A 24614-nucleotide genomic window follows, 5' to 3' on the forward strand; every position below is an offset into this window, starting at 1 on the left:
TTTGGTATGCAAAATCCCGGCAGCGCGCCGCGAATGGGCCGCCCGGGTGGAGGCGCTGGTCACGTTAGTGGATTCAGGATACTGTATGCAATCACGTGCTCGACCGAAGTGAGAGGCACATCATGAAGGTGGCTGTTCTCGGGGCCGGGGCGATCGGCGCCTACGTCGGGGCCGCGCTGCACCGCGGCGGGACCGAGGTGCACCTGGTCGCCCGCCGGGCCCACCTGAGCGCGATGCGCGAGCACGGCGTCCGCGTGCTCAGCCCGCGCGGCGACTTCACCGCGCACCCGCACGTCACGGACGACCCCGCCGAGATCGGCGAGGTCGACTTCGTGTTCCTCGGCCTGAAAGCGAATTCCTACGCCTCGTCCGGCCCGCTCCTCGCGCCGCTGCTGGGTCCGGAGACGGCGGTCGTCGCCGCGCAGAACGGCATCCCCTGGTGGTACTTCCACGGCCTGGCCGGACATCCGCTGGAAGGCCGCCGCGTCGAGACGGTTGATCCCGGCGGCGCGGTGACCGCCGTGGTGGCCCTGCGCCGCGCGATCGGCTGCGTCGTCTACTGCTCGACGGTGATCGAGGAGCCCGGGGTGATCCGGCACCTGGAGGGCGCCCGGTTCTCCCTCGGCGAGCCGAACGGCGAGATTTCCGCGCGCTGCAAGGACTTGAGCGCGGCGATGGTCGCCGGCGGCCTCAAGGCGCCGGTCGAACCGCGGCTGCGCGACGACATCTGGATCAAGCTGATGGGCAACGTCGCGTTCAACCCGCTCTCCGCGCTGACCCGGGCGACCATGGCACAGATGTGCGAGCACGACGACACCCGCGCACTCGTCGCCACGATGATGACCGAGGCCCTCGCGATCGCCCGCGCGGCGGGCAGCGACCCGGGCGTCTCGGTCGAAAAGCGCATCGACGGCGCCTGGCGCGTCGGCCACCACAAGACGTCGATGCTGCAGGACCTCGAGGCGGGCAAGCCTTTGGAGATCGACGCGATCATCGGGGCGGTCGTGGAGCTGGCCGAGCTGACCGGCGTCGCGGCTCCCGCGCTGCGGCACGTCCACGCCGCCATCGGCCTGCTCGACCGGACGGTGAACGCCCCGCTCCCGGTCGGCTGACGCTCGTTCGCCGGCCGTGATGGGCTTTCGGCTGTCCTGCAGGCGATTCACGACCGAATCGGCCGGATCGGCCCGCACGCCGTGAGTCTCGCTGCCTCGGTGCTCGGCACCCGGCGCCTGCTGGTCCGCTGCGGACGCTCCCCGGGCGGGTGCGCGTCGCGATCGAGGGCAGACCTCACCCGTTGACCTCGGTGCAGGTCGCGGGCTATTCTCGATATGCGAAAGAAAGATTCCGGATAGCGAAATTTGAGGTCGCGATGCCTGAAGAGGCTCACACCCTGCCGTACGTCGCCAACCTGTCGATCCTGTTCAAGGAGGTACCGCTGCTCGAGCGGGCGGGGGCGGCGCGCGCGGCGGGCTTCACCGACGTCGAGTACTGGTGGCCGTTCGACGTGGCGGTTCCGGCGCGGGACGACGTCGACGCCTTCGTCGCCTCCCTCGAGCACGCCGGGGTGGCGTTGCGCGGGCTGAACTTCTACGCCGGGGACATGGCGGCGGGGGAGCGGGGCCTGGTCTCGTGGATCGGCCGCGAGGCCGAGTTCGCCGACAGTCTCGTCGTCGCGCTCGGGATCGCCGAACGCACCGGCTGCCGCAGCTTCAACGCGCTCTACGGCAACCGGCTCGACGGCGAGGAACCCGCCAAGCAGGACGACCTGGCGCTGGTCAACCTCGCGACCGCGGCCGAGGCCGCCGCCAGGATCGGCGCGCAGCTGGTCCTGGAACCGCTCTCCGGCGCGGACCGCTACCCGCTCAAGACCGCCGCGGACGCCGTGGCCGTGCTCGACGACCTCGGGCGCGAGAACGTGCGATTGCTGGCCGACCTGTACCACCTGGCAGTCAACGGCGACGACCTGGACGCCCTGGCGACAGCGCACATTTCCCGGATCGGGCACGTGCAGATCGCCGACGCGCCTGGGCGCCACCAGCCCGGCACCGGGACCGTCGACCTCGACGGCCACCTGCTGAGGCTGCAGAAAGCGGGCTACGACGGGTTCGTCGGGATCGAGTACGTCCCGGAGCCCGACACCCTCACCTCGCTGGACTGGCTGCCGATCACCCGAAGGGGACGAGCATGAAACTGGGATTCATCGGACTGGGCGTGATGGGCGCGCCGATGGCCGCGCACCTGGTCGCGGCCGGGCACGACGTCAGCGGCTTCGACGTCCACACCGCGGCCGGCGAGAAGCTGCAGGCCGCCGGTGGGCGCGCCGCGGCCGACGTGGCCGACGCCGTGGCCAGGGCGGAGGTCGTGATCACGATGCTGCCCAACCACCCGCAGGTCGAGGCGGTCGCGCTCGGCGAGGGCGGTGTTCTCGCCGCGGCCGCTCCCGGCACGCTGCTGATCGACATGAGCACCATCCGGCCCGAGACGTCGATCGAGGTCGCGAACCTCGCGCGGGACAAGGAGATCCGGGTCCTCGACGCGCCGGTGTCCGGTGGTCAGGCGGGTGCCGAGCAGGCCGCACTGTCCATCATGGTCGGTGGCTCCGAAGAAGACTTCGACACGGCGAAGCCGCTGTTCGAGGCGCTCGGCAAGACCATCGTGCACGTCGGCCCGCACGGCGCCGGCCAGGTCGTCAAGGCCGCCAACCAGCTCGTGGTGGGCGGGATCTACGGCCTCGTCGCCGAGGCGATCGTGCTGCTGGAAGCGTCCGGAGTGGACGCCGCGACCGGTCTCGACGTGCTCGCCGGCGGCCTCGCCGGCAGCCGGATCCTCGAGCTCAAGCGCAAGTCCATGGTGGACCGTCAGTTCGCGCCCGGGTTCCGGATCGACCTGCACCACAAGGACATGGGGATCGCGCTGGCCGCCGCCCGGCAGGCCGACGTCGCGCTCCCGCTGACGGGCCTGGTCGCCCAGCTCGTCGCCGCCGGCCGTGCCATGGGGTACGGCTCCCTGGACCACTCGGCCTTGCTGAAGGTCGTCGAACAGTTGTCGGGCCGCGTCCCGGCGGAGGTGTGACATGCCCCGGATCCCCGTCATGCAGGCGGTCGTCGACGTCCTGGAGAGCGAAGGCGTCGACACCGTCTTCGGCTGCCCCGGCGCCGCGATCCTCCCGCTGTATAACGCCCTACAAGGCCGCGCGATCGAGCACCTGATCGTCCGCCACGAAGAGGGCGCGACGCACATGGCCGACGGCTGGGCCAGGACGAACGGCAACGTCGGCGTCGCGATCGGCACGTCCGGCCCGGCCGGCACCAACATGATCACCGGGCTCTACACCGCGCACGCGGACTCCATCCCGATGATCTGCATCACCGGGCAGGCCGCCACGACGAAGCTGCACCAGGAGGCGTTCCAGGCCGTCGACATCGTCGAGATCGCCAAGCCCGTGACGAAGTGGGCGGTGCAGGTCAAGGAGGCCGCGCAGCTGCCGTGGATCTTCCGCGAGGCGTTCCGGATCGCCCGTTCGGGCCGCCCCGGCCCGGTGCTCATCGACCTGCCGATCGACGTCCAGAAGCAGGAGATCGAGTGGGACTCCTCGATCGACTCGCCGCTGCCGGTCACCACGGTGTCGCCGGCGCCCGCGCGCGTCGAACGGGCCCTCGACCTGCTGCTGGCGGCCGAGCGGCCGCTGATCCTGGCGGGCGGTGGGGTCGTGCTCGGCGAGGCGAGCGAGCAGCTGCGGGCCGTGGCCGAGCGGCTGGACGTCCCGGTGCAGGTGACGCTCATGGGCAAGGGGAGCTTCCCCGAGGACCACGAGCTGTTCGCCGGGATGGCCGGCATCCAGACGTCCCAGCGCTACGCCAACGCCGCCTTCCTCGAGTCCGACCTGGTCCTGGCACTGGGCGCCCGGTTCGGCGACCGGCACACCGGCGAGCTGTCGGTCTACCGGGGTGACCGGAAGTTCATCCACGTCGACATCGAGCCGACCCAGCTGGGCAAGGTGTTCGGTCCGGACCTCGGCGTCGTCTCGGACACCGGCGAGTTCCTCGACGCGCTGTTGAAGGCGCTGGACCACCGCTCGCCCGAGCCGCGTCGCGAGTGGGTCGGCCGGATCGCGGAGCTGAAGGAAGCGCTTCCCCGGCGGGAGGACTTCGACACCCTGCCGATCAAGGCGCCGCGGGTCTTCAAGGAGATCAACGAAACCTTCGGCGAGGACACGTACTTCGTCACCGCGATCGGGCTCTACCAGATCTGGTCGGGCCAGTTCCAGACGGCGCACAAGCCGCGCCACTACCAGGTGTGCGGCCAGGCCGGCCCGCTCGGCTGGGAGATCCCGGCCGCGATCGGCGTCAAGAAGGCACGCCCCGAGGCCGAGGTCGTCGGCGTGGTCGGCGACTACGGGTTCCAGTTCCTCGTCGAGGAGCTGGCCGTCGCCGCCCAGTACGACGTCGGGTTCGTCCTGATCATGCTCAACAACGAGTACCTCGGACTGATCCGCCAAGCCGAGACCGGGTACGACATGAACTTCGAGGTCGACATCCACTACGACGCGATCGGCACGGACAACGTGAAGATCATGGAGGCCTACGGCTGCTCAGGCACCCGCGTGCACGAGCCCGGCGAGATCCGGACGTCGCTGGAATGGGCGCGCAAGGAGGCCGAGCGGACCAGCCGCCCGGTCCTGGTGGAGATCATGATCGAACGCGAGGGCAACGCCGCGATGGGCGCCGCCCTCGACTCGGTCCGCGAGTTCGAACCCTGCTGAACGGTCGTGAGTGCGTAACAGTGTTCTAACACTGTTACGCACTCACGACCCCGCGTGACCACGGCCGCCGTGCGAGGACCCCGACCTCGCACGGCGGCTTTTCCGCGTCCGCGTGAAGGCGCTTGTCGGAAAGTACAAACGCGGGCCCGAAATTCACCCCTCTTTCAGGGGTTTTGCCGTGGTCCCGGCCACAGCCGAGCGTGTGTACTTCTTCACGAAGCACCCCCGAAAGGACGTCCACAGTGGAATTCCTCCGACCCGCCTCGCTGGCCGACGCGCTCGCCGCGAAGGCCGCGAACCCCGGCGCGGTCCCCCTCGCCGGCGGCACGGACGTGATGGTCGAGATCAACTTCGACCACCGCCGCCCCGGCGCGCTGCTCGACCTCGGCCGAGTGGCCGAGCTGCACGAGCACGGCACCGACGGCGGCCGGATCCGGATCGGCGCGGCCGTGCCCTACACCCGGATCATCACCGAACTGGGCGCGAAGCTGCCCGGCCTCGCGATGGCGTCGCGGACCGTCGGGTCCCCGCAGATCCGCAACCGCGGTTCCGTGGGCGGCAATCTGGGCGCGGCTTCGCCCGCGGGCGACTCGCACCCGGCGCTTCTCGCGGCCGACGCGGACGTCGAAATCGCCTCGGTCCGCGGCACCCGGATCGTCGCCGCGAAGGACTTCTACGTCGGGGTCAAGAAGAACGTCCTGGAGCCGGACGAGCTCATCACGGGCGTGCTGCTGGCCCCGGCCACCGGGCCCCAGCAGTTCAGCAAGATCGGCACCCGCAACGCGATGGTGATCGCGGTCGCCGCCTTCGGGCTGGCGCTGCACCCCGCCGAAAAGCGGGTCGGCACCGGCGTCGGCTCGGCCGCGCCCACGCCTCGCCGGGCGCTGGACGCCGAAGAGTTCCTGGCCGGCGAGCTGGACTGGGACGCGCCGAAGGCCCTCAACGACTCCGTCAAACGCCGCTTCGGCGACCTGGTCGCGTCGGCCGCCGCGCCGATCGACGACGTCCGGGGGAGCGCCGCCTACCGCCGTCACGCGCTGAGCGTGATGGCGCGGCGCACCCTGACCTGGGCCTGGGGCGAATACTGCGAAGGGAGCGCGAAGTGCGCGTGAACGTCACCGTCAACGGCGAACCCCGCCGGGCGGACAACGTCTGGGAAGGCGAAAGCCTGCTCTACGTGCTGCGCGAGCGGCTCGGCCTGCCGGGCTCGAAGAACGCCTGTGAGCAGGGCGAATGCGGCTCGTGCACGGTCTACGTCGACGGCGTGCCCGCCTGCGCCTGCCTGGTCGCGGCCGGGCAGGCCGAGGGCCGCGACGTCGTCACGGTCGAAGGGCTCGCCGAGGGCGACGCGCTCGACCCGGTCCAGGAGTCCTTTGTGGAGCAGGGGGCCGTCCAGTGCGGCTTCTGCACCCCGGGCCTGCTGGTCGCCGCGCACGACCTGATCGAGCGCGTCCCCGACCCCAGCGACGTCGAGATCCGCGAGGCGCTGGCCGGAAACCTCTGCCGCTGCACCGGGTACGAGAAGATCCTGGACGCCGTCCGCGACGCCGCCGCGAAGAAGGCGCTCCGATGAGCGCCCCGGCCCGCTCCCCGCAGGAGCTGCACGACACGATCGCCGGCGGCATCGGCGAAAGCCCGCTGCGCCCGGACGGCACGCTCAAGGTCCGCGGCGAGTTCGCCTACTCCTCCGACCTGTGGCACGAGGACATGCTGTGGGGCGCCACCCTGCGCAGCCCGCACCCGCACGCCCGGATCGTCCGCCTCGACGTCTCCCGCGCGCTGGCCCAGCCGGGCGTGCACGCGGTGCTCACGCACGAGGACGTCCCCGGCGAGAACGTCTACGGCCTCAAGTACCAGGACACCCCGGCCCTGGCCGGCGACCTGGTCCGGTTCCAGGGCGAGCCGGTGGCGATCCTCGCCGCGGACCACCCGGAGATCGCGCGGCAGGCGCTCAAGGAGATCGTCGTCGAGTACGACGTCCTCGAGCCCATCACCGACCCCGAGCGCGCCGCGCACGACGACACCCTCCCGAAGCTGCACCCCGGCGGGAACCTCGTCCGTCACCAGCGGATCGTCAAGGGCGACCCGGCCGCCACGGCCGACGTCGTCGTGTCCGGCGTCTACGAGATCGGCATGCAGGACCAGGCCTTCCTCGGCCCGGAGTCGGGCCTCGCGGTCCCGGCCGAGGACGGCGGCGTCGACCTCTACCTGGCCACCCAGTGGCTGCACGTCGACCAGCGCCAGACGGCGAAAACCCTCGGCCTGCCCCTGGAGAAGGTCCGGCTGACGCTGTCCGGCGTCGGCGGCGCGTTCGGCGGCCGCGAGGACCTGTCGATGCAGATCCACTCGTGCATGCTCGCGCTGCGCACCGGGCGCCCGGTGAAGATGAGCTACAACCGCCTGGAGTCGTTCTTCGGGCACGTCCACCGCCACCCGGCCAAGATGTACTACGAGCACGGCGCGACCAGCGACGGCAAGCTCGTCTACGTCCGCGCCAAGATGTACTTCGACGGCGGCGCGTACGCCTCCAAGACCCCGGTCGTGGTCGGCAACGGCACCACGCTGAGCGTCGGCCCGTACGACGTGCCCAACGCGCACATCGAGGGCTGGGGCGTCTACACCAACAACCCGACCTGCGGCGCGATGCGCGGGCTCGGCGCGGTGCAGCCGACGTACGCCTACGAGTCCCAGATGGACAAACTGGCCGCCGCGCTCGGCATGGACCCGGCGGAACTGCGCATCCGCAACGCACTCAGCGAAGGGTCCACTGTGGTCACCGGCCAGGTCGTCGACTTCCCGGCGCCGGTCGCCGAGCTGGTGCAGCGGCTGCGGGACCTGCCGCTGCCGCCGGAGCCGGTGGGGGAGCGCGACATCCGCGACCTGCCCGGCGGCGCGTCCAACACCACCCACGGCGAAGGCGTCGTCCGCGGCGTCGGCTACGGCGTCACGATCAAGAACATCTCCTACGCCGAGGGCCTCGACGACTACTCGACCGCCCGCGTCCGGCTGGAGGTGATCGGCGGCGAGCCGGTGGCCATGGTGCACACCGCGGCCGCCGAGGTCGGGCAGGGCCTGGTGACGCTGCAGCAGCAGATCGCCCGCACCGAGCTGGGCCTGACGCGGGTGAGCGTGCACCCGGCCGACACGAGTGTCGGCGACGCGGGCTCCAGCTCGGCGTCCCGCCAGACCTACGTCACCGGCGGCGCGGTCCGCAACGCCTGCCGCGCGGTCGCCGACGCGGTGTACGCCCTGGCCGCGCTGCGCCTCGGCCGCCCGGCCGACGGCCTGACCCTGACCGGCGGCAAGATCGTCGCGGCCGACGGCGAGGTGCTCACCGACCTCGCGGACCTGCTCGGCGACACCGCCGTCGAGGAGACCCGGGAGTTCCACCACCGCAAGACCTACCCGCTCGACCCGGAGACCGGCCAGGGTGACGCCCACGTGCAGTACGGCTTCTCCGCCCACCGCGCGGTCGTCGACGTCGACCTGGACCTCGGCCTGGTCAAGGTGGTGCAGCTCGACTGCGCCCAGGACGTCGGCAAGGCGATGAACCCCGACGCCGTCGTCGCCCAGATCCAGGGCGGCTCGGCCCAGGGCCTCGGCCTCGCCGTGATGGAGGAGATCCAGGTCGTCGACGGGAAGGTGCGCAACCCGTCCTTCACCGACTACCTGATCCCGACCATCCTCGACATGCCGCCGATGCGCGTCGACGTCCTGGAACGCCCCGACCCGCACGCGCCCTACGGCGTCCGCGGCGTCGGCGAACCGCCCACGATCTCCGCCACCCCGGCGATCGCCAACGCCATCCGCGCGGCCACCGGCCTCGAGCTGCCGCGCGTCCCCATCCGCCCCGAGCACATCACTGGAGTCTGAGATGACCACGTCGATTTCCGCCGAGCAGGAATGGCTGGCGGAAGCCATCCGCATCGCGGAGACCAACGTCGCGAACGGCGGCGGCCCCTTCGGCGCGCTGATCGTGAAGGACGGCGAGATCGTCTCCACCGGCGTCAACCGCGTCACCGCGAACCTCGACCCGACCGCGCACGCCGAGGTCGTCGCCATCCGCGCGGCCTGCCAGGCGCTGGGCGTCTTCAAGCTGGACGGCTGTGTGCTCGTCTCCAGCTGCGAGCCGTGCCCGATGTGCCTGTCCTCGGCGCTGTGGGCGCGCGTCGACAAGGTCCTCTACGCCGCCGACCGCGACGACGCGGCCAAGGCCGGCTTCGACGACCGCGTGTTCTACGAACTCTTCGACCGTCCCCGCGAGACCTGGACGGTCCCCGTCACGCGACTGTCCGCAAAGGACGGTTTCGCGCCGTTCGCGGCCTGGCTCGACAAGAGCGACCGCACCGACTACTGACCTCACCGCTTACTGACCCACAAGGCCAGCTGACCGGAGCATTCCCGAAAAGTACGTCCCGCTCGCCCAGGCACGGCGTTGTGCCTTGGCCTGGCCGAGCACACCCACCGGCAAGGGCAGGACGCATGACCCAGGCAGAAATCCAGGACCCCGTACGCGACGAAGTACCCGAGCCCCCGCAACGCCGGTCCCTCCTCGACCGGCTCTTCGAGATCCGGGCCCGGCAGAGCACGGTCGGCCGCGAAGTCCGCGGCGGTCTCACGACGTTCGTCGCGATGGCCTACATCGTGCTGCTGAACCCGCTCATCCTCGGCGCCGCCACCGACATCACCGGCGCCCGGCTCTCGGCGGCGCAGGTGACCACGGCGACCGCGCTGGCCGCCGCGGTGATGACCGTCCTCATGGGACTCGTCGGCAACGCGCCGCTCGCGCTGGCCGCCGGCCTCGGCATCAACGGCATCGTCGCGTTCCAGATGGCGCCGACGATGACCTGGCCGCAGGCGTTCGGGCTGGTCGTGCTCGAAGGCGTCTGCATCGTGCTGATGGCCGTCAGCGGCGTCCGCGAGCGGATCATGAACGCCATCCCGCGGCCGCTCAAGACGGCGATCACCGTCGGCATCGGGCTCTACATCGCCCTGGTCGGGCTGGTCAGCGCCGGGTTCGTGACCCGGGTGCCGGACGCGGCGGAAACGACGGTCCCCGTGCGCCTCGGGGCGAGCGGGCACCTGCACGGCTGGCCGATCGTGGTGTTCTGCTTCGGCCTGCTGCTGATGATCGTGCTGATGGCCCGCAAGGTGCCGGGCGCGGTGCTGATCAGCATCGGGGTGGCCACCGTGTTCGCCGTCGTGCTGCACGAGGGGTTCGGCGTCGGCGGCTGGGGCCTGACCACTCCGGCGCTGCCCGACCACGTCGTCGCGGCACCGAACTTCGGGCTCTTCGGGCACATCGACCTGTTCGGCGGGTTCGCCTCGGCGGGCGCGCTCGCGGCCACGGTGTTCCTGTTCACGCTGGTGCTGTCCGGGTTCTTCGACGCGATGGGCACGATCACCAGCGTCTCCGACGAGGCCGGGCTGTCGAAGAACGGCAAGGTCCCGCGGATGGGCCGGATCCTGCTGGTCGACGGCGCGGGCGCGATCGCCGGCGGGGTCACCGGGTCGTCGCCGAACACGGTCTTCCTGGAGTCCGCGGCCGGCGTCGGGGAGGGCGCCCGGACGGGCTTGGCGAGTGTCGTCACCGGCCTGCTGTTCGCCGGGACGCTGCTGTTCACGCCGCTCGCCGGGGTCGTCCCGGCCCAGGCCGCGGCGCCCGCGCTGGTCGTCATCGGCGGCATGATGGTCGCCCAGTGCCGCCACATCCCGTGGCACGACCCGGACTACACGATCCCGGTGTTCCTGACCGCCGCGCTGATCCCGTTCACCTACTCGATCACCAACGGCGTCGGCGCGGGCCTGATCGCGTTCGTGCTGATCAAGATCGGCCGCGGCAAGTGGCGCGAAGCCGGCTGGCTGCTTTCCCTGCTGGCGCTGGTGTTCGCGGTGTACTTCGCCGTCGACGGCGTCGAAGCCCTCTTCCGTTAGGAGTTCCGGTGGCCTTGATGTTCTTCAACGGCGGCGCCATGCGTGGCGAGCCCCTGCACCACCTGCTGGAAGGCTCGCCGTTCGTGACGAGCGCGAAGACCGCGGCGAAGTACCGGTTCTACGCCGTCGGCGAGCAGTGCCCGGCGCTGTACCCGGTGTCGCACGGCGGCGCGGAGGTGACCGGCGAGGTGTACGACGTCTCGCTGGACGCGTTGCGGGACAAGGTACTCCCATCCGAGCCGCACGAGCTGGAGCTGGGCGTGGTGGAGCTGGCGGACGGCAGTTCGGCGTTCGCGATGCTGCTGCGGCGGCCGTACACCTCGCACGTCGCCCTGCGGGACATCACCGAGATCGGCGACTGGCGCGCGTACCGGGCCAGCGCGTGAGGGTGCTCGTCGCGCCGGACAAGTTCAAGGGGTCGCTGACCGCGGCCGAGGTGGCGTCGGCGGTGGCCCAGGGCCTCGCCGACGTCCACCCGGCCCTCGCTGTGCAGTGCCTCCCGGTGGCGGACGGCGGTGACGGCACGGTCGACGCGGCCGTCGCCGCCGGGTTCCGCCGGGTGCGGGTGCCGGCGCGCGGGCCGACCGGGTGGCCGCTGACCGCGTGTTACGCGGTGCGCGGCGACACCGCCGTCGTCGAGCTGGCCGAGGCGTCCGGGCTGCATCGCCTGCCCGGCGCGCCTTCGCCGCTCGACGCCACGAGCGCGGGCACCGGCGACGTCATCGCGGCGGCGCTGGCGGCGGGCTGCCGCCGGATCGTGCTCGGCGTCGGCGGCAGCGCCTGCACCGACGGCGGCGCGGGAATGCTCGCGGTCCTGGGCGCCCGGCTCTTGGACGGCGCGGGCCGTGAGCTGCCGCCCGGTGGCGCGGCCCTGGCCCGGCTCGCCGCGCTCGACCTGTCCGATCTGGACCCGCGGCTGTCCGAAGTGGACATCGAGCTGGCGAGCGACGTCGACAACCCGCTGTACGGCTTGAACGGTGCGGCGTTCGTCTACGGTCCCCAGAAAGGGGCCACGCCCGACGACGTCGAACTGCTGGACGAGGCGTTGCGGCACTGGGCGTCGTTCGCCGGCCCCGGGTACGCCGACCGGCCGGGCGCGGGTGCCGCCGGGGGAGTGGGCTTCGCCGCGATGGCGGTGCTCGGCGCCCGGATGCGGCCCGGCATCGCGCTGCTGCTGGACCTGCTCGGCTTCGACGACGCGCTGGCCGGCGTCTCGCTGGTCGTCACCGGCGAGGGATCTCTGGACCGGCAGACGCTGTCGGGTAAGGCTCCGGCGGGCGTGGCCCGCGCGGCGGCGGACAAGGGCATTCCGTGCGCCGCCGTCGCGGGCCGCTCCCAGCTGTCCGCCGAAGAGCTTGCAGGCGCGGGCATTGCGGCCGCGTTTGCCCTGACGGACCTCGAACCCGACCCGGCCCGCTGCATGGCGGACGCGGCGCCGCTGCTGCGCCGGCTCGCCCACCGGGTCGCGGTCGACCTGCTCTGAACACTTGCTATCCAGATTTTGTTATCATCGGAACCATGGTGACAAAGACGGCGGCGGACACCCGCGAGCGGATCCTCGAGGCGGCGGCGGCCCTGCTGGTCGCGGAGGGGCGCGACGGCCTGTCGACCCGCGCGGTGAGCGCCGCGGCGGGCGTCCAGCCGCCGGCGTTGTACCGGCTGTTCGGGGACAAAGACGGTCTTCTGGACGCGGTCGCGGCGTACGGCTTCGACGAGTACCTGACGAGCAAGCGGGAGCTGGGCTCGACCGGCGACGCGGTCGAGGACCTCCGGCGCGGCTGGGACCTCCACATCGAGTTCGGCCTGTCCCGCCCGGAGTTCTACGTCCTGATGTACGGCGACGCCCGCCCGGGTCGCACCTCCCCGGCAGCGCGCGAGGCGGAGGCGATGCTGCACGCCATCGTCGCGCGCGTCGCCGAAGCTGGACGCCTGCGAGTGAGCGTCGAACGTGCGGCGAGGCTGGTCCACGCGACCGGCATGGGCGTGGTGCTGACCCAGATCGCGACGCCTCCCGAGGAGCGCGACGCCGAACTGTCGGTGACGGCCCGGGAGACGGTCCTGGCCCGCATCCTGACCGAGGCGACCTCACCGTCGGGCGCGGACGACCTCCCGGGCCGGGCGATCGCCCTGCGGGCCGGCCTGGCCGGGGCGACGGCCCTGACCGGCGCCGAGCGGGTGCTGATGGCGGAGTGGCTGGACCGCATCGCCGACGCCTGACCGCCACCGAATCATCGTGTCGTCCTCCCAATCACGCGTGTCGACCCTCCAGACACGCGTGTCGGCGTTCTGATCACGGATGGCCCGGCGAACCTCGTGATGGGGACGCCGACACGCGTGATCGGGCAGCCGACACGCGTGATTGAGGGGACGACACGGCGTTCGGGTGGGTTGGGCTGGATCGGTTCAGAACGATCGGACATTGCCTGTCATCGATGTGTGCCCCAATATGTTGCGGCCCGCAACATATTGCGACAACGACGTCGGAGGGTCCCGATGAACAGGTGGAAAGCCGTCCTGGCCTGCGCCGGAGCGAGTGTGCTGCTCGCCGGCGCGGTGCCCGGCACGGCACTGGCGAGCGGCACCGCGACCGACTGCTGCGGCGGTGGTGCGTCCTGGGCCACGGGCAACAAGTCCGTCCTCGGCACCTCGACGACGACGGCGAGCCCGGTGTGGTTCACCGTCGCGAACGGCGTCACGTCCGAGGTGTTCTACCCGCGTGCCGACGTGCCGAACATGCAGGACCGCCAGTTCGTCGTCACCGACGGCTCCACCTTCGTCGACCTGGAACGCGACGCCACGAACCACGTCGTCACGATGCCCGATGAGAAGGCGCTCCAGTACACCGTCACCAACACCGCGAAGAGTGGGAAGTACCGGATCACCACCGACTACGTCACCGACCCGGCCCGCGCCACGCTCGTCACCAACACCCGGTTCCAGTCCCTCGACGGCGGCAGCTACCGGCTCTACCTCCTGGCCAACCCGTCGATGGCCGGGGGCGGCGCGAACGACAACGCCTGGTGGGACGGCAGCGGCCTGATGGCGAGCGGCACCGAGACGCTCTTCGGCGGCGCGGCCACCACCGTCGTCTCGGCCATGCGCGTCTCGACCGGATTCACCGCGCACGACAACGGGTACAGCGGCGCGGGCAGCGACTGCCTGACCGACCTGCGGGCCGACAAGACCCTGAACAACCAGTTCGACAACGTCTCCGGCACCGGCAACGTCGTCCAGTGTGGACAGATCCCGGTCGGCACGGACACCACGTTCACCGTCGCCCTCGGCTACGGCGACACCGCGGCCGCCGCGTCCTCGGCGGCCAGTGGGTCGTTGAGCAGCGGGTTCACCGCGACCTCGAGTGCCTATCGCAGCGGCTGGAATACCTATGTGGGCGGTCTGAAACCCGCACCCACCAGCGTTTCCGGGGACACGCAACGCCGTCGCGCCTACTACGTTGCGGCCATGGCGCTCAAGACCGCAGAGGACAAGCAGCACCCGGGTGCGAGCGTCGCGGGCCTGGCGACGCCGTGGGGCGACTACACCAACGGCGACCAGCTCAACGACGGCTACCACCGCGTCTGGGGCCGCGACCTCTACCAGCAGGCGACCGGCCTGCTCGCCGCCGGCGACAGCGCGCAGGCCAAGCGGATGGCCCAGTTCCTCTGGAACTCGCAGTGGATCGGCAGCCCGACCGCGGGGGACGGCGTGACCTACCCGGCGGGCTCGTTCCCGCGCTACAGCCCGGTTTCCGGCGTCGCCGGGGCCAGCGCCCAGCAGCTCGGCTGCTGCGAGCAGCTCGACCAGGACGCCGACGCGATCCTGCTGGCCTGGCTGACCGGCGTCACCGACGCCTCGACGTACGCGAAGGTCAAGACGACGGCGAACCACATCGTCGCGACCGGCCCGGACACCACCGAGCGGTGGGAGGAGCAGTACGGCAAGTCGCCGTCGTCGATCGCCGCCGAGATCGCCGGGCTCGTCGCCGCGGGCGCGATCGCGCGGGCCAACGGCGACACCGCGAGCGCGACGTCGTGGGAGTCCACAGCGGACTCCTGGCGCAACTCCCTGGCGGGCTGGACGGTCACGACGTCCGGCTACTGGGGCGGCCACACCTACTACGAACGCCTCGACCGCAGCGGCAACCCGAACGACACCGCCACGATCTGCTTCGACGAAGGCTGCTTCTACGAACACGACGTCACCGACTTCGGCTTTCTCGACCTGGTCCGGCTCGGCATCCGCCCGGCGAACGACACCACCATCGCCACCTCGGTCGCGCCAACCGCGGCTGCGTCCGACGGGAACTCGGCCGTGCAGGTGACCCTGCCCAACGGGGACGTCTACTTCCACCGGTACGCGCACGACAACTACGGCGAGAGCACCGCGAACTGCAGCGGCTGGCCCGCGGGCGGCAGCCAGCGGTTCGGGCGGCTGTGGCCGGTGCTGTCGGGGGAGCGCGGGCAGTACGAGCTGGCCAACGGACGCTCGGCGGCGGTCTACCTCAAGTCGATGGCGGACTCGGCCAACGACGGGTACTTCGTCCCCGAGCAGGTCTGGGACCGCGCCGACGTCGGCTGCTTCGGCCTCGGCCGCCCGACCGGCAGCGCGGGCCCGCTGATGTGGGCCGAAGGCCAGTACCTCCGGCTCGCGCAGAGCATGGACGCGGGCCACAACCTCGACACGCCGTCGATCGTCAAGGCCCGCTACGGCACCTGAGCGCCCAGCTTCCGGGCCCGGGTCAGCAGTTTCTCGACCCGGGCCCGCAGCTCGGGCGTCTCCCGGCCGAGGTCCGGTAGCAGGTTCGTGTAGTCCGCCACGAGGCTCCGGTAGCTCCGGGCGAACTTGCTCGTGCCCTTCTGGCGCGCGTACCGCTTGTCCAGGTCGATGATCTCCTGGGCCAGCACCGCGGCCGCCGCCGACAGCTCGGTCCGCTCGTCGGCTTCGGCGTCACGGCGTTCGCGCCGCGCCGCCGACGACCGCCCGGCCCGGCGGGAGGCGAGGTAGAGCGCCAGCGATCCCAGGATCACCGCGGCGACGGCGGCCGTGGCGACCAGGTAGCGCGGCAGTGACGGGCTGACCGTGCGGCCGCCGTCAGGGATCGCGCCGGAGCGGACCAGCAGGTCGTAGTTGACGACCATCACCTTCAGCGCGTCCACCGGCTGCCCGGTGAAGCCGTCGATGCCGTTGCCGATCATCGACTCCGCGACGACGGCCTTGCCGAAGTTCTCGTCGTCGCTCCCGGGCAGCCGCGAGCAGCCGTACTTCTCGTAGTCGTCGCCGTCACGACTGAGCATCACGGCGAGGGTGCCGTCGGCCGCGCTGCCCAGGCTGTCGCAGGCGTCGCTCAGGTCCGCGCCCGGTTCGAGGAAGCCCACGACGAGCCGCCGGTTGCCGATCACGCGTTCGGCGGCCGGCTGGTCGAGCGTGACGCCGGGCGCGACGTACACCGACGCCGACCGCAGCTGCCGGGCGACCGGGCCGTCGAACACGCCCGCGGACCACACCGCCCAGCCGGCCAGCACGAGGCAGCCGAGCACGGCGATCCCGAACGCGGAACGGAAGAAGCGTTTCACGCGAGCCTCCCCTGCAGGTACTCGGCGGGCCGGTAGTCCGGGCGGCCCAGCAACCCGGCCGTGGTGTCCAAATCGGACTCGGCTGCGTCGAGCAGGCCGTGCACGTGCTTGTCCGGCAGCTTCTTTCCGAAGGCCTCCCGGGCCGCCGTGAGCTGGGTGATCCCGCGGGTCAGCGACGCGGACGACGCGCCGTCGGTGAGCCCCGAGATCTCGACGGCGAGCGCGGTCAGTCCGGCCAGTCGTGCCGGCACGCCGGCCCCGGAGGGACGGCCCGGCCGCACCATCCGGCGGGCCGACAGGGCGAGGAACCCGACCGCGCAGGCGGCGAACAGCCACGGCAGCGCGGGCAGCGCGACCCGCAGCGGGTCGAACGGCGTGTAGGGCAGCGGGCGGTCGAACAACCCGGCGTAGCGGATGGCCGTGACGCGGTCCAGCCAGGCGCCGAGGACGTTGCGCTGCGGGTAGGCGTAGGTGCTGAGGCGGTCGCCGAACTGGCCGTAGAAGCTCGCGGTGGCGACGTCGGCGAACGCGGCGGCCGACGGCCCGTCGTACTCGACCCACTGGCCGTACATCGCGACGATCGGGCGGCCGGGGAACTCCTGCGCGAGCGCGGGTCCGAAGTGGACGAGTGGTTGCCCGGCCGGTTGCTGCGGCAGGGCGACGTACAGCGGCTGCGCTCCGGGGAACGCGGCCGTCGTCGCGGGCGGGTCCTTGAGGTTCGCGCCCGGGGCGACGTACCGGCCGGTGGCGCGGAGTGCCGTGGTGACTTCGGCCAGTTCGGCGGCCGTCGGGTCGCGCCGGGCGAGGGCGGGCTGGTCCGGCGCGTCCGGCTGGTGGTTGAGGTGGGCGGCGAGGGTGGTCAGCGACTCCGTGACGTCCCCGGTGGCGAACTCGCGCAGCCACTCGGACGCGCGGTCGGGCGAGGCCTGCAGCGCTCCACCGGTGACCTCGGTGCCGATCACCTGGACGGTCGCCTCCTCGACGTCCTTCACCCGGGTGCGCGCGTCTTTCGGCAGCCCGGGTGGCGCCACGATGACGCGGACCCCGGCGGTGCCGGCCGCGGCCTGCACCGCCTGGTCGTCCCAGGTCGCGATCGCGCCGGGCAGCCGGACGACGGGGGAGTCCTTGACCATCGCCGTCAGCTGCTCGGCCGACGGGACGGTCGCGCCGCTCAGCTCACCCGCCGAGCCCTCGGGGATCGGGTCCTTCGCCGCGGGCGCCTGCCCGTAGCTGACGTCGGTGCTCTGCTGCTGCACCAGGAGGAACGTGACGAGCACGGCGCCGGCGACGGCGAGCAGGATCCAGCGAAGCCGGTCAGCCACGGGCGGCCGCCTGCCACAGCGCGTCGGCCCGCACGGCGTGGTCGCGGGCGGTCTCGGCGGCCCGCGGACCGCCGTGCGCGGCGGCGATGGTCTCGGCCCGGGCCAGCAGCTGCTCGGCTTCGGGCAGGGGAGCGGTGGCGGCGTCCCGGCTCACGGCGGCGCTGTCGATCGCCGCCCGCGCGGCCGACCAGGCGGTCCGCGTGCGCAGGTCCCGCTCCCGCCACCGCGGCACGGCAACCACCCCGAACCCGGCGGCGGCGATCACCACCACGCCGAGCACCCACACGAGCCACGTCATCCCGGTCACCTCCGATCGTCGCGAGGAGATCATTCTGGCGGCCGCGTCCGGCGAATGTGACAACGTTGCCGCATCGTGTCCCAGAAAAGCACCGGACGAAGTGGACGGTCTTCGCGGCCGGGACGAATGTCGCGGACTGCTCGGGCCGGGCGCACCGCCGGGCCCGGCGGCGGACGCCGGGCGAATGTCGTCGACCGGCGAAGCCGGCACGCCCCCTCGACGTGCCGGACCCCGACCGCCGTCACCGGACCAAGTGGACGGTCTTCGCCGCCGGCACGAACGTCGCCGACTGCCCACGAGTCAGGGTGACGCTGTCCGCCTCCAGGCCGTCGCCGAAGGCGACCAGGCGGTCCGACTCCACCTCCACCGTCAGCGGTGCCGAGGTCAGCTCGCCTTCCGTGTGCGCCGTCCCGGTCCACGGGGACGGCCACGCCTCCCGCACGAACCAGACCAGCCGGGTCTCGCCGGGCGCGGGCAGGCGCAGCGGGCTGCGGCGTTCCTGCCACACCGAGCCGCACCAGCCGGTCGCGCCCGTGCCCGTCCCGACCAGGATCCCCGACGACGCCTGCCGTTCCGGCGGCCCGCCACCGACCCCCAGCCGGTAGCGGGCCGTCTGGTGCCCGGCGTGCCCGAGGTAGATCTCGTTGAGCGCCAGCAGCCGCTGGCCGTCGTCCGCGGTCAGCTCGGCCATCGTCCGGTGCTCGACGTTCCCCGTGGCGCGCACCAGGTCCGCCACCGCGGCGGCCGGGTGGCGCACCAGCACCCCGGGCGCGCCCGGCGTGATCCCGACGACCGGCTGGCCGTCGAGGTACTTGGCCACGTTGGCGATCAGCCCGTCCTGCCCGACGACCACGACCACGTCCTCGGGCGTGAACAGGAACCGCGAGAGGTCGGCGCGTTCGACCTCGCCGCGGCGCCAGTCGAGCGGGATCGCCGCCGACGCCGTCGCCAACGCCGCGCGCACGGCCGCGTCCGCCTCGGTGACCTCGGCCAGGTCACGCCCCCGCGTGCGCAGGAAGAACTCCGCCTGGCCGCGGGTGCCGTGCCGGGCGAGCAGCTCGTCGAGCTCGGTGCGCCGGTGCACCAGCACGACGCGCGGGGCGAGGCTCACGACCGCACGCCCAGCTTGGTCAGCAGCGGCGTGAGCAGGTCCGGCGTGAGCACCAGGCTGTCGATCTGCGGCAGGTTCCCGGCCAGCTCCTTGAGCGCCAGCCCGGTGAGCACGCCCTCGGGCAGGTCGCGGTACGCCGCCAGCCGGGCCGCCTCGCCGGCCGCTTCGGCCTCGCCGAGCGCGCGGGTGCCGTCGGCCTTGACCTGCGTCAGACGTTCTTCCCGCGACGCCTGCGCCTCGGTGTCGATCCGGTTCGCCGCCGCGGCCTCTTCGGCCTGGCGCCGGGCGTTGGCCCCGCGCTGGGCGAGCAGCTGCTCCTCGCGCCGGGCCAGCTCGATCTTGCTCTGCAGCTCGTTCTCACTGATCGCCCGCTCGCGTTCGACGGCCAGCGCGCGCCGCTCGAACGTCGCCCGGTCGGCCTCCTGCTGCACCTTTTCCCGCGCCGTCGTCTGCAGCGCCTTCTCGACCTCCGGCTCGGCGCGGATCGAGACGACGCGGACGTCGAGGACCGCCGCGCCCGTCTGCGAGAGCCGGGTGTCCTCGACGGCGAGCCCGGCCCGGATGCGGTCGCGGACCGCGCCGACGCCGTCGACGAGCGCGGTGGCCAGGGGAGTGCGGGTGAGCACCTCGACCGCGTACTGCTGCACGTTCTCGGTGAGCAGCCCGCTGATCTGGGCGAGCGGGTCGCTTCTCCAGCGCCCGGTGTCGGGGTCGATGGAGAAGTCGATCCGCTGCGCGGCCAGCGCCGGGTCCTCGATCCGGAAGGTCAGCGCGAGCTGGACGGTGACGTCCTGGAAGTCGGCCGTGCGGGCGTGGAACAGCAGCGGCAGCTCGCGGTCGTCGACCGGGACCTCCGAGACGACCGCGGTCAGCGGCCGGTACCAGAACGACAGCCCGAGACCGTCGTGCGCGAGCTTGCCGCGGCGGTAGTGGCGGATGTGCACGGTGGGGGCGCCGCGCAGGTGCCGGAAGCCGAACCGGCGGTTGATGTCGGCCATGGGGCCCTCCTCTTATCGTCGAGGTGACGATATGGCCTGGAGGGTCTAATCGTCAAGATGACGATTAGCCGGTAGGGTGGTGGCATGGGTCACCCGCCGTTCGCCGTCACCGCCGACCTCGTCGTGCTCACCCTGACCGGGGACGAGCTGTGCGCGCTCGTGGTCCGCCGGGGAGTGGAACCGTTCCTCGGCGGCTGGGCGCTGCCCGGCGGCTTCGTCCGCGCGGACGAGGACCTCGAGGACGCCGCCCGCCGCGAACTGGCCGAGGAGACCGGGCTGGCGCCGGGCACCGTCCACATCGAACAGCTCGCCGGGTACGGCGCACCGGACCGCGACCCGCGGATGCGCGTGGTGACGGTGGCCTACCTCGCGCTGGCCCCGGACCTCCCGGTGCCGCGCGCGGGCACCGACGCGGCCGACGCCCGCTGGGCGCCGGTGCGTTCCTTGGCGACCGAGCGCCTGGCGTTCGACCACGACCGGATCCTCGCCGACGGCATCGAGCGCGCCCGTGCGAAACTCGAGTATTCGCCGTTGGCGACGGCGTTCTGCCCGCCGGAGTTCACCGTCGCGGAGCTGCGGCGGGTGTACGAGCTGGTCTGGGACACGCGGCTCGACCCGCGCAACTTCCATCGCAAGGTGACGGGCGCCGACGGGCTGCTGGAGCCGACCGGCCGGACGACCACGCGCGACGGCGGGCGCCCGGCGCAGCTGTACCGGCGGGGCGAGGCGGCGCTGCTGTACCCGCCGATGCTCCGCTCGTGAAGCTCATCTCCGGCGTTAACGTGGTGAGGTGAGCGAGGACACCTGGGCCGGTCTGGCCGACAAGTTCGCCGACGAGGCCTATGCCACGGTGAAGGGCCACGTGCGCACCCACGTGCTGCACCAGCAGCTGCTCGACCACCTCCCGGCGCCGCCCGCGACGGTGCTCGACGTCGGCGGCGGCGCGGGTCACCAGTCGTTCCCGCTGGCCGAGGCGGGTTACGACGTGACGCTGCTCGATCCCTCACCCGCGATGCTGGCCAAGGCCCGGCAACGCCTCGAACGGCTGACCGCCGACGCCCAGCGGCGGGTGACGCTGCTGCGCGCCGACGGCGAGACGGCGTTCGAAGCCGTCGGCGGCCGGCGCTTCGCCGCCGTGCTGTGCCACGGCGTCCTCGGCTACCTCGACGACCCGGGCCCGCTGCTCGACCAGCTGGCCCGGTGCGCCGAGCCCGGCGGCGTCGTCTCGATCATGACCGGCAACGGCCACGCGATGGCGGTCCGCCCGGCCATGGAACGGCGGTGGGCCGACGCCCTGGCGTCGTTCGACGCGACCGGCGAGATCGGGGTGCTGGGCGTGCCGGGCCGGGCCGACACGGTCGAGGAACTGAGCGAGTCTTTGCGGAGCCGGGGTGTGGAGCCGGTGGACTGGTACGGGGTCTGGCTGTTCGTCGACTGGCTCGAGTTCGCCGGGACGAAGCTGGACCTCGCCGACGCGGACCAGGTGGCGGCGGTGGAGCTCGAGGCGAGCCGCCGGGACCCGTACCGTGCGATGAGCCGCGTGTTCCACCTGGTGGGGCGCAAGGAATCGAGTTGACGGTCAGCGATGTCGTCGCAGTGGGGGCTGCTTCCCGGCGGTGTTCGATCCCCATGACACCGCCGGGAGGGCACTGCAGCTAGGCGGCGCGCGCGGGTACCAGCCGCCGGGCCGCCGAGACCAGCGGCAGCAGACGGGTGCCCAGGTTGCGGGCCACCAGGCCCCGGCGCGTCGCCGGGATCAGCATGGCCGCGGCCGTCGAGACGTTGCGCTGCTTGGGTTCCACCAGCTTCCGGTGTGCGGCCTCGTACCGCCGGAACGCCGCCGCCGGGTCCTCCGGGGTCCGGCCCAGCTCGTTCGCCAGGGTGTACCCGCCCGCCATCGCCAAGGTCGAGCCGTCGCCGAACAGGGAGACGCACGAGGCCGCGTCGCCCGCCAGGACGATCCGGCCGGCCGCCCAGCTGTCCATCCGGACGCGGCTGACCGAGTCGAAGTAGAGGTCGTCCGCCACGCGAGCCTGCTCCAGCAGCTCGGGGACCCGCCAGCCCGCGCCGGCGTACGCCTCGGTGAGCATTTCCTTGTGCCGCGCGGTGTCCCGGTGGTCGAAGCCCGGCACCGCGGCGCCGCGGAACATGAACGCCGCGATCCCGTGGCCGCGCGACGGGTGGACGGCCACCGCGCGCCCCGGCGAGTTGTACATGACCATCTCGGTGCGGTCGGCCGGCGGCTCGGCCAGCGGCATCGTCGCGATGTAGACGCCCATGTGCTCGACGAACCGCTCTTCCGGCCCGAACGCCAGCCGCCGCACGCCGGAGTGCAGGCCGTCGGAGCCGATCACCAGGTCGAAGCGCCGCGGGGCGCCTCGCTCGAAGGTGACGTCGACGCCGCCGTCGTCCTGGTGCAGCTCGGTGATCGAATCGTGGAAGACGAACTCGGCGCGGTCGGCGGCGGCCTCGTACAGGATCGCCGCGAGGTCGGTGCGCGACAGCTCGACGTCGTCACTGCTGCCCAGCGCGCTCGTGGCGACGCGGCCCGTGCGGCGGCCCGCGTCGTCGACGAACTTCAGCGCGGTGACGTCGGTGCTCGCCTCGCGCAGCTTCGCGGTGAGGCCCATTTCGGCCGCGACGTGCGCCGCGGGGCCGCGGACGTCGACCGGGCTGCCGCTCGAACGCAGGCCCCTGGCGCGTTCGACGACGGTCGGCCGGTAGCCCGCGCGGGCCAGCCAGTAGGCCAGCGTCGGCCCGGCGACGCCCGCGCCGGAGATCAGTACGGTCTGTTCGTTCACGGTGTACCCCCTGGGTGAAGTTCCTGACCATCGGTCAGTCACGACGGTACGCCACTGTCCAGCGGTCAGGCAAGCGGCTAGGCTCGGCGCATGACGGAGGCCGACACCCGCGCCCGGATCCTGCGCGCCGCGCTCGAGGAGTTCTCGGAGCGCGGCTACCACGCGACGTCGGTGCGTGAGCTGGCCGAACGCGTCGGCGTGACCAAGACGGCGGTGCTCTACCACTTCCCGGGCAAGGCCGACATCGTGACGGCGCTGGCCGAGCCGCTGCTCGACGACCTCGAGACGACGATGGGGAAGGCCGCGGCCGCACCCGATCCCCGCGAGGCGGCGATCGCCGGGCTGCTCGACGTGTGGCTGAGCCACCGGTACCTGCTGCGGATGAACCTGCGGGACCTCGGCCTGACGGCGTCGAAGGTGGTGTTCGAGCGCTTCCGTGACGGCATGCTGAAGGCGAACCAGCTGGTCGCGGGCCCGGACGCGGACCTGGCCGGGCAGGTCCGAGGGGCCCAGGCGATCGCGATGCTCAGCGACCCGGTGGTGCTGTTCGCCGACGCACCGGTGGACGAGCTGCGAGCCGCGGTCCTGGACGGCGTGGCCCGCCTGTTCGGCACACCGGCGGCTTCACGCGGCCGCCGCGGCCGGCCGAGCGTGATGAGCCCCGAGACGATCGAGGCAGCGCACCGCCTGTACGACACCGGCCATTCGGCAGCCGACATAGCCACAGCCCTGGGCGTCTCCCGCGCGACGATCTACCGTCACCTCCCGGAAGCGGAATAATGAGACGGCCGGGAGTCGATTTTTGAGACAGCCCGGGCGCTGGGCTGTCTGGGCGGCTGCCACCGACTCGGCAACTGGCGGCCGACATCGCGACTGTGGTGAGGGGCGCTCGCGCGACCGCCGGAGCGCATGGTGCGAGCGTGACCGTGGGCTTGGCTGACGGCGGCCGACTTTGTGACCGCGCCGAGCCCATGTGACCGCCACCGGGGCACCCAGGGCGTGACGTGCGCTTGGGTGGCTGCCGCCGCCGACTCGACTGCCGGCGGCTGACATTGCGATCGCCCAGGTTGCGGAGCGTGGCTGTGGACCCAGGTGGCGGGCGCCGACTCACTCCGGCACCTACCCTGCCCAGAGTAATAAGACGACTTATGAGACTTATTGAGACTCCGGTTCCGCGGCGACCTCGATCGCCGGCAACTCCGACAGCTGTTCGGGCGTCATCCGCTCCGCCGCCGTGAAGACCTTCTGCTGGTGGTCCTTGATCCGCTCGTCGACCAGGCGGCTCAGCTCGAAGGCCAGGCGGCCGGTCTGGCGGACCGTCACGTCGTCGACCAGCGGGCGCACGGCCGACGTGATCACGATGCCCGCGGCCTGGCCGGACTCGGTTTGGGAGACGCCGACCGAGTAGTCCTCGCGTGGGTTGACCGGGCCGTCGATCGAGAAGTCGCGGATGCGGCCGAGCAGCTCGTGCCACTCGGCGATCTCGCCCGGCACCTCGGTGGCCTTGACGTCCTCGACGGTCAGGCCCATGCCGCGGTCACCGGTGCGGAAGCAGCGCGCGTAGGAGTTCAGCGCGGACACCCACAGCGACTCGATCAGCACGGCGTCGAGCCGCGCCGGGGGCCGTTCCAGCTCGGCCACCAGGCGTTCGCAGCACTTCAGGGTGAACTGCAGGTCGTCGAAGATCGCGACGAGGTCGGCCAGGCCCAGCGCACCGGGGGTCGCCAGCAGCCGGGCGCTCGAAGGGGCGGTCGTGGGCTGGGTCATCCGGGACGCTCCTGTCGGTCTGAGCCTCCACCACACCGCATCCGGAGC

The 24614-nt window shown here is 72.2% G+C and carries 23 protein-coding genes; 16 read left to right on the forward strand and 7 right to left on the reverse strand.

Annotated elements, in window-relative coordinates; all coding sequences use genetic code 11:
• The first annotated feature begins 122 nt into the window (after window positions 1–122).
• The 13 genes from VA596_RS16025 to VA596_RS16085 all read left to right on the forward strand — a co-directional run bounded on the left by VA596_RS16025 (window position 123) and on the right by VA596_RS16085 (window position 15412).
• Window positions 123–1112, forward strand: a complete 990-nt coding sequence (locus tag VA596_RS16025; RefSeq protein WP_323327804.1) for a 2-dehydropantoate 2-reductase — start codon at window positions 123–125, stop codon at window positions 1110–1112.
• Between the two features lie 257 nt (window positions 1113–1369).
• Window positions 1370–2188: a hydroxypyruvate isomerase family protein gene (locus VA596_RS16030; protein WP_323327806.1), complete on the forward strand. Its 819-nt coding sequence runs from the start codon at window positions 1370–1372 to the stop codon at window positions 2186–2188.
• The gene (locus VA596_RS16035) at window positions 2185–3072 is read left to right on the forward strand and encodes a 2-hydroxy-3-oxopropionate reductase (protein WP_323327808.1); all 888 of its coding nucleotides are present in this window, start codon (window positions 2185–2187) and stop codon (window positions 3070–3072) included. The genes VA596_RS16030 and VA596_RS16035 overlap by 4 nt, the downstream gene beginning before the upstream one ends.
• A 1-nt stretch (window position 3073) precedes the next feature.
• Window positions 3074–4762, forward strand: coding sequence for a glyoxylate carboligase (gene gcl, locus VA596_RS16040; RefSeq protein WP_323327810.1), 1689 nt, complete (start codon window positions 3074–3076; stop codon window positions 4760–4762).
• A 242-nt stretch (window positions 4763–5004) separates the two neighbouring features.
• Window positions 5005–5874, forward strand: a complete 870-nt coding sequence (locus VA596_RS16045; protein WP_323327812.1) for an FAD binding domain-containing protein — start codon at window positions 5005–5007, stop codon at window positions 5872–5874.
• The gene (locus VA596_RS16050) at window positions 5865–6335 is read left to right on the forward strand and encodes a (2Fe-2S)-binding protein (RefSeq protein ID WP_323327814.1); all 471 of its coding nucleotides are present in this window, start codon (window positions 5865–5867) and stop codon (window positions 6333–6335) included. Before VA596_RS16045 ends, VA596_RS16050 begins: the two co-directional genes overlap by 10 nt.
• Window positions 6332–8635 (forward strand): xanthine dehydrogenase subunit D, encoded by a 2304-nt coding sequence (gene pucD, locus VA596_RS16055; protein ID WP_323327816.1) that lies wholly within the window; start codon window positions 6332–6334, stop codon window positions 8633–8635. Before VA596_RS16050 ends, pucD begins: the two co-directional genes overlap by 4 nt.
• A gap of 1 nt (window position 8636) precedes the next feature.
• A complete protein-coding gene (locus tag VA596_RS16060; protein ID WP_323327818.1) occupies window positions 8637–9119 on the forward strand; it encodes a nucleoside deaminase in 483 nt (160 codons plus the stop codon).
• Window positions 9120–9244: 125 nt separating this feature from the next.
• The gene (locus VA596_RS16065; protein ID WP_323327820.1) at window positions 9245–10696 is read left to right on the forward strand and encodes an NCS2 family permease; all 1452 of its coding nucleotides are present in this window, start codon (window positions 9245–9247) and stop codon (window positions 10694–10696) included.
• Between the two features lie 8 nt (window positions 10697–10704).
• Window positions 10705–11082, forward strand: coding sequence for an allophanate hydrolase-related protein (locus VA596_RS16070; protein ID WP_323327822.1), 378 nt, complete (start codon window positions 10705–10707; stop codon window positions 11080–11082).
• Entirely contained in the window at window positions 11079–12179 is a 1101-nt protein-coding gene (locus tag VA596_RS16075; protein ID WP_323327824.1) for a glycerate kinase, read from the forward strand. The genes VA596_RS16070 and VA596_RS16075 overlap by 4 nt, the downstream gene beginning before the upstream one ends.
• A 35-nt stretch (window positions 12180–12214) precedes the next feature.
• Window positions 12215–12913, forward strand: coding sequence for a TetR/AcrR family transcriptional regulator (locus VA596_RS16080; protein ID WP_323327826.1), 699 nt, complete (start codon window positions 12215–12217; stop codon window positions 12911–12913).
• 276 nt (window positions 12914–13189) lie between these two features.
• Window positions 13190–15412 carry a glycoside hydrolase family 15 protein gene (locus tag VA596_RS16085; RefSeq protein ID WP_323327828.1) on the forward strand — a complete coding sequence of 741 codons (2223 nt, stop codon included), beginning with the start codon at window positions 13190–13192 and terminating at the stop codon, window positions 15410–15412.
• Here the strand turns inward: VA596_RS16085 and VA596_RS16090 are convergent.
• From VA596_RS16090 to VA596_RS16110, 5 genes are all read right to left on the reverse strand, one after another.
• Window positions 15400–16269 (reverse strand): hypothetical protein, encoded by an 870-nt coding sequence (locus VA596_RS16090; protein ID WP_323327830.1) that lies wholly within the window; start codon window positions 16267–16269, stop codon window positions 15400–15402. The two genes, VA596_RS16085 and VA596_RS16090, sit on opposite strands and share 13 nt — an antisense overlap.
• Window positions 16266–17591 (reverse strand): hypothetical protein, encoded by a 1326-nt coding sequence (locus VA596_RS16095; RefSeq protein ID WP_323327832.1) that lies wholly within the window; start codon window positions 17589–17591, stop codon window positions 16266–16268. Before VA596_RS16095 ends, VA596_RS16090 begins: the two co-directional genes overlap by 4 nt.
• Window positions 17584–17889: a DUF6403 family protein gene (locus tag VA596_RS16100; RefSeq protein ID WP_323327834.1), complete on the reverse strand. Its 306-nt coding sequence runs from the start codon at window positions 17887–17889 to the stop codon at window positions 17584–17586. The genes VA596_RS16095 and VA596_RS16100 overlap by 8 nt, the downstream gene beginning before the upstream one ends.
• Window positions 17890–18130: 241 nt before the next feature.
• Window positions 18131–19000 (reverse strand): NAD(+)/NADH kinase, encoded by an 870-nt coding sequence (locus VA596_RS16105; protein ID WP_323327836.1) that lies wholly within the window; start codon window positions 18998–19000, stop codon window positions 18131–18133.
• Complete coding sequence (locus VA596_RS16110) at window positions 18997–19998, reverse strand: SPFH domain-containing protein (RefSeq protein WP_323327838.1); 1002 nt, start codon at window positions 19996–19998, stop codon at window positions 18997–18999. The genes VA596_RS16105 and VA596_RS16110 overlap by 4 nt, the downstream gene beginning before the upstream one ends.
• An 84-nt stretch (window positions 19999–20082) precedes the next feature.
• On the opposite strand from VA596_RS16110, the gene VA596_RS16115 reads away from it, so the two are divergent.
• Both VA596_RS16115 and VA596_RS16120 read left to right on the forward strand, forming a co-directional pair.
• Window positions 20083–20760 (forward strand): NUDIX hydrolase, encoded by a 678-nt coding sequence (locus tag VA596_RS16115; protein ID WP_323327840.1) that lies wholly within the window; start codon window positions 20083–20085, stop codon window positions 20758–20760.
• A gap of 28 nt (window positions 20761–20788) precedes the next feature.
• The gene (locus tag VA596_RS16120) at window positions 20789–21574 is read left to right on the forward strand and encodes a methyltransferase (protein WP_323327842.1); all 786 of its coding nucleotides are present in this window, start codon (window positions 20789–20791) and stop codon (window positions 21572–21574) included.
• A gap of 79 nt (window positions 21575–21653) precedes the next feature.
• On the opposite strand, the gene VA596_RS16125 is transcribed toward VA596_RS16120, so the two are convergent.
• Window positions 21654–22799 (reverse strand): FAD-dependent monooxygenase, encoded by a 1146-nt coding sequence (locus VA596_RS16125; protein ID WP_323327844.1) that lies wholly within the window; start codon window positions 22797–22799, stop codon window positions 21654–21656.
• Between the two features lie 90 nt (window positions 22800–22889).
• Between VA596_RS16125 and VA596_RS16130 the strand changes: the two genes are divergently transcribed.
• Window positions 22890–23579: a TetR family transcriptional regulator gene (locus VA596_RS16130; protein ID WP_323327846.1), complete on the forward strand. Its 690-nt coding sequence runs from the start codon at window positions 22890–22892 to the stop codon at window positions 23577–23579.
• 375 nt (window positions 23580–23954) lie between these two features.
• Here the strand turns inward: VA596_RS16130 and VA596_RS16135 are convergent, their stop codons facing one another.
• Window positions 23955–24566 carry a hypothetical protein gene (locus VA596_RS16135; RefSeq protein ID WP_323327848.1) on the reverse strand — a complete coding sequence of 204 codons (612 nt, stop codon included), beginning with the start codon at window positions 24564–24566 and terminating at the stop codon, window positions 23955–23957.
• Window positions 24567–24614 lie beyond the last annotated feature (48 nt).

Source organism: Amycolatopsis heterodermiae (assembly GCF_034929455.1).
In the GTDB taxonomy this organism is placed as follows: Bacteria; Actinomycetota; Actinomycetes; order Mycobacteriales; family Pseudonocardiaceae; genus Amycolatopsis; species Amycolatopsis heterodermiae.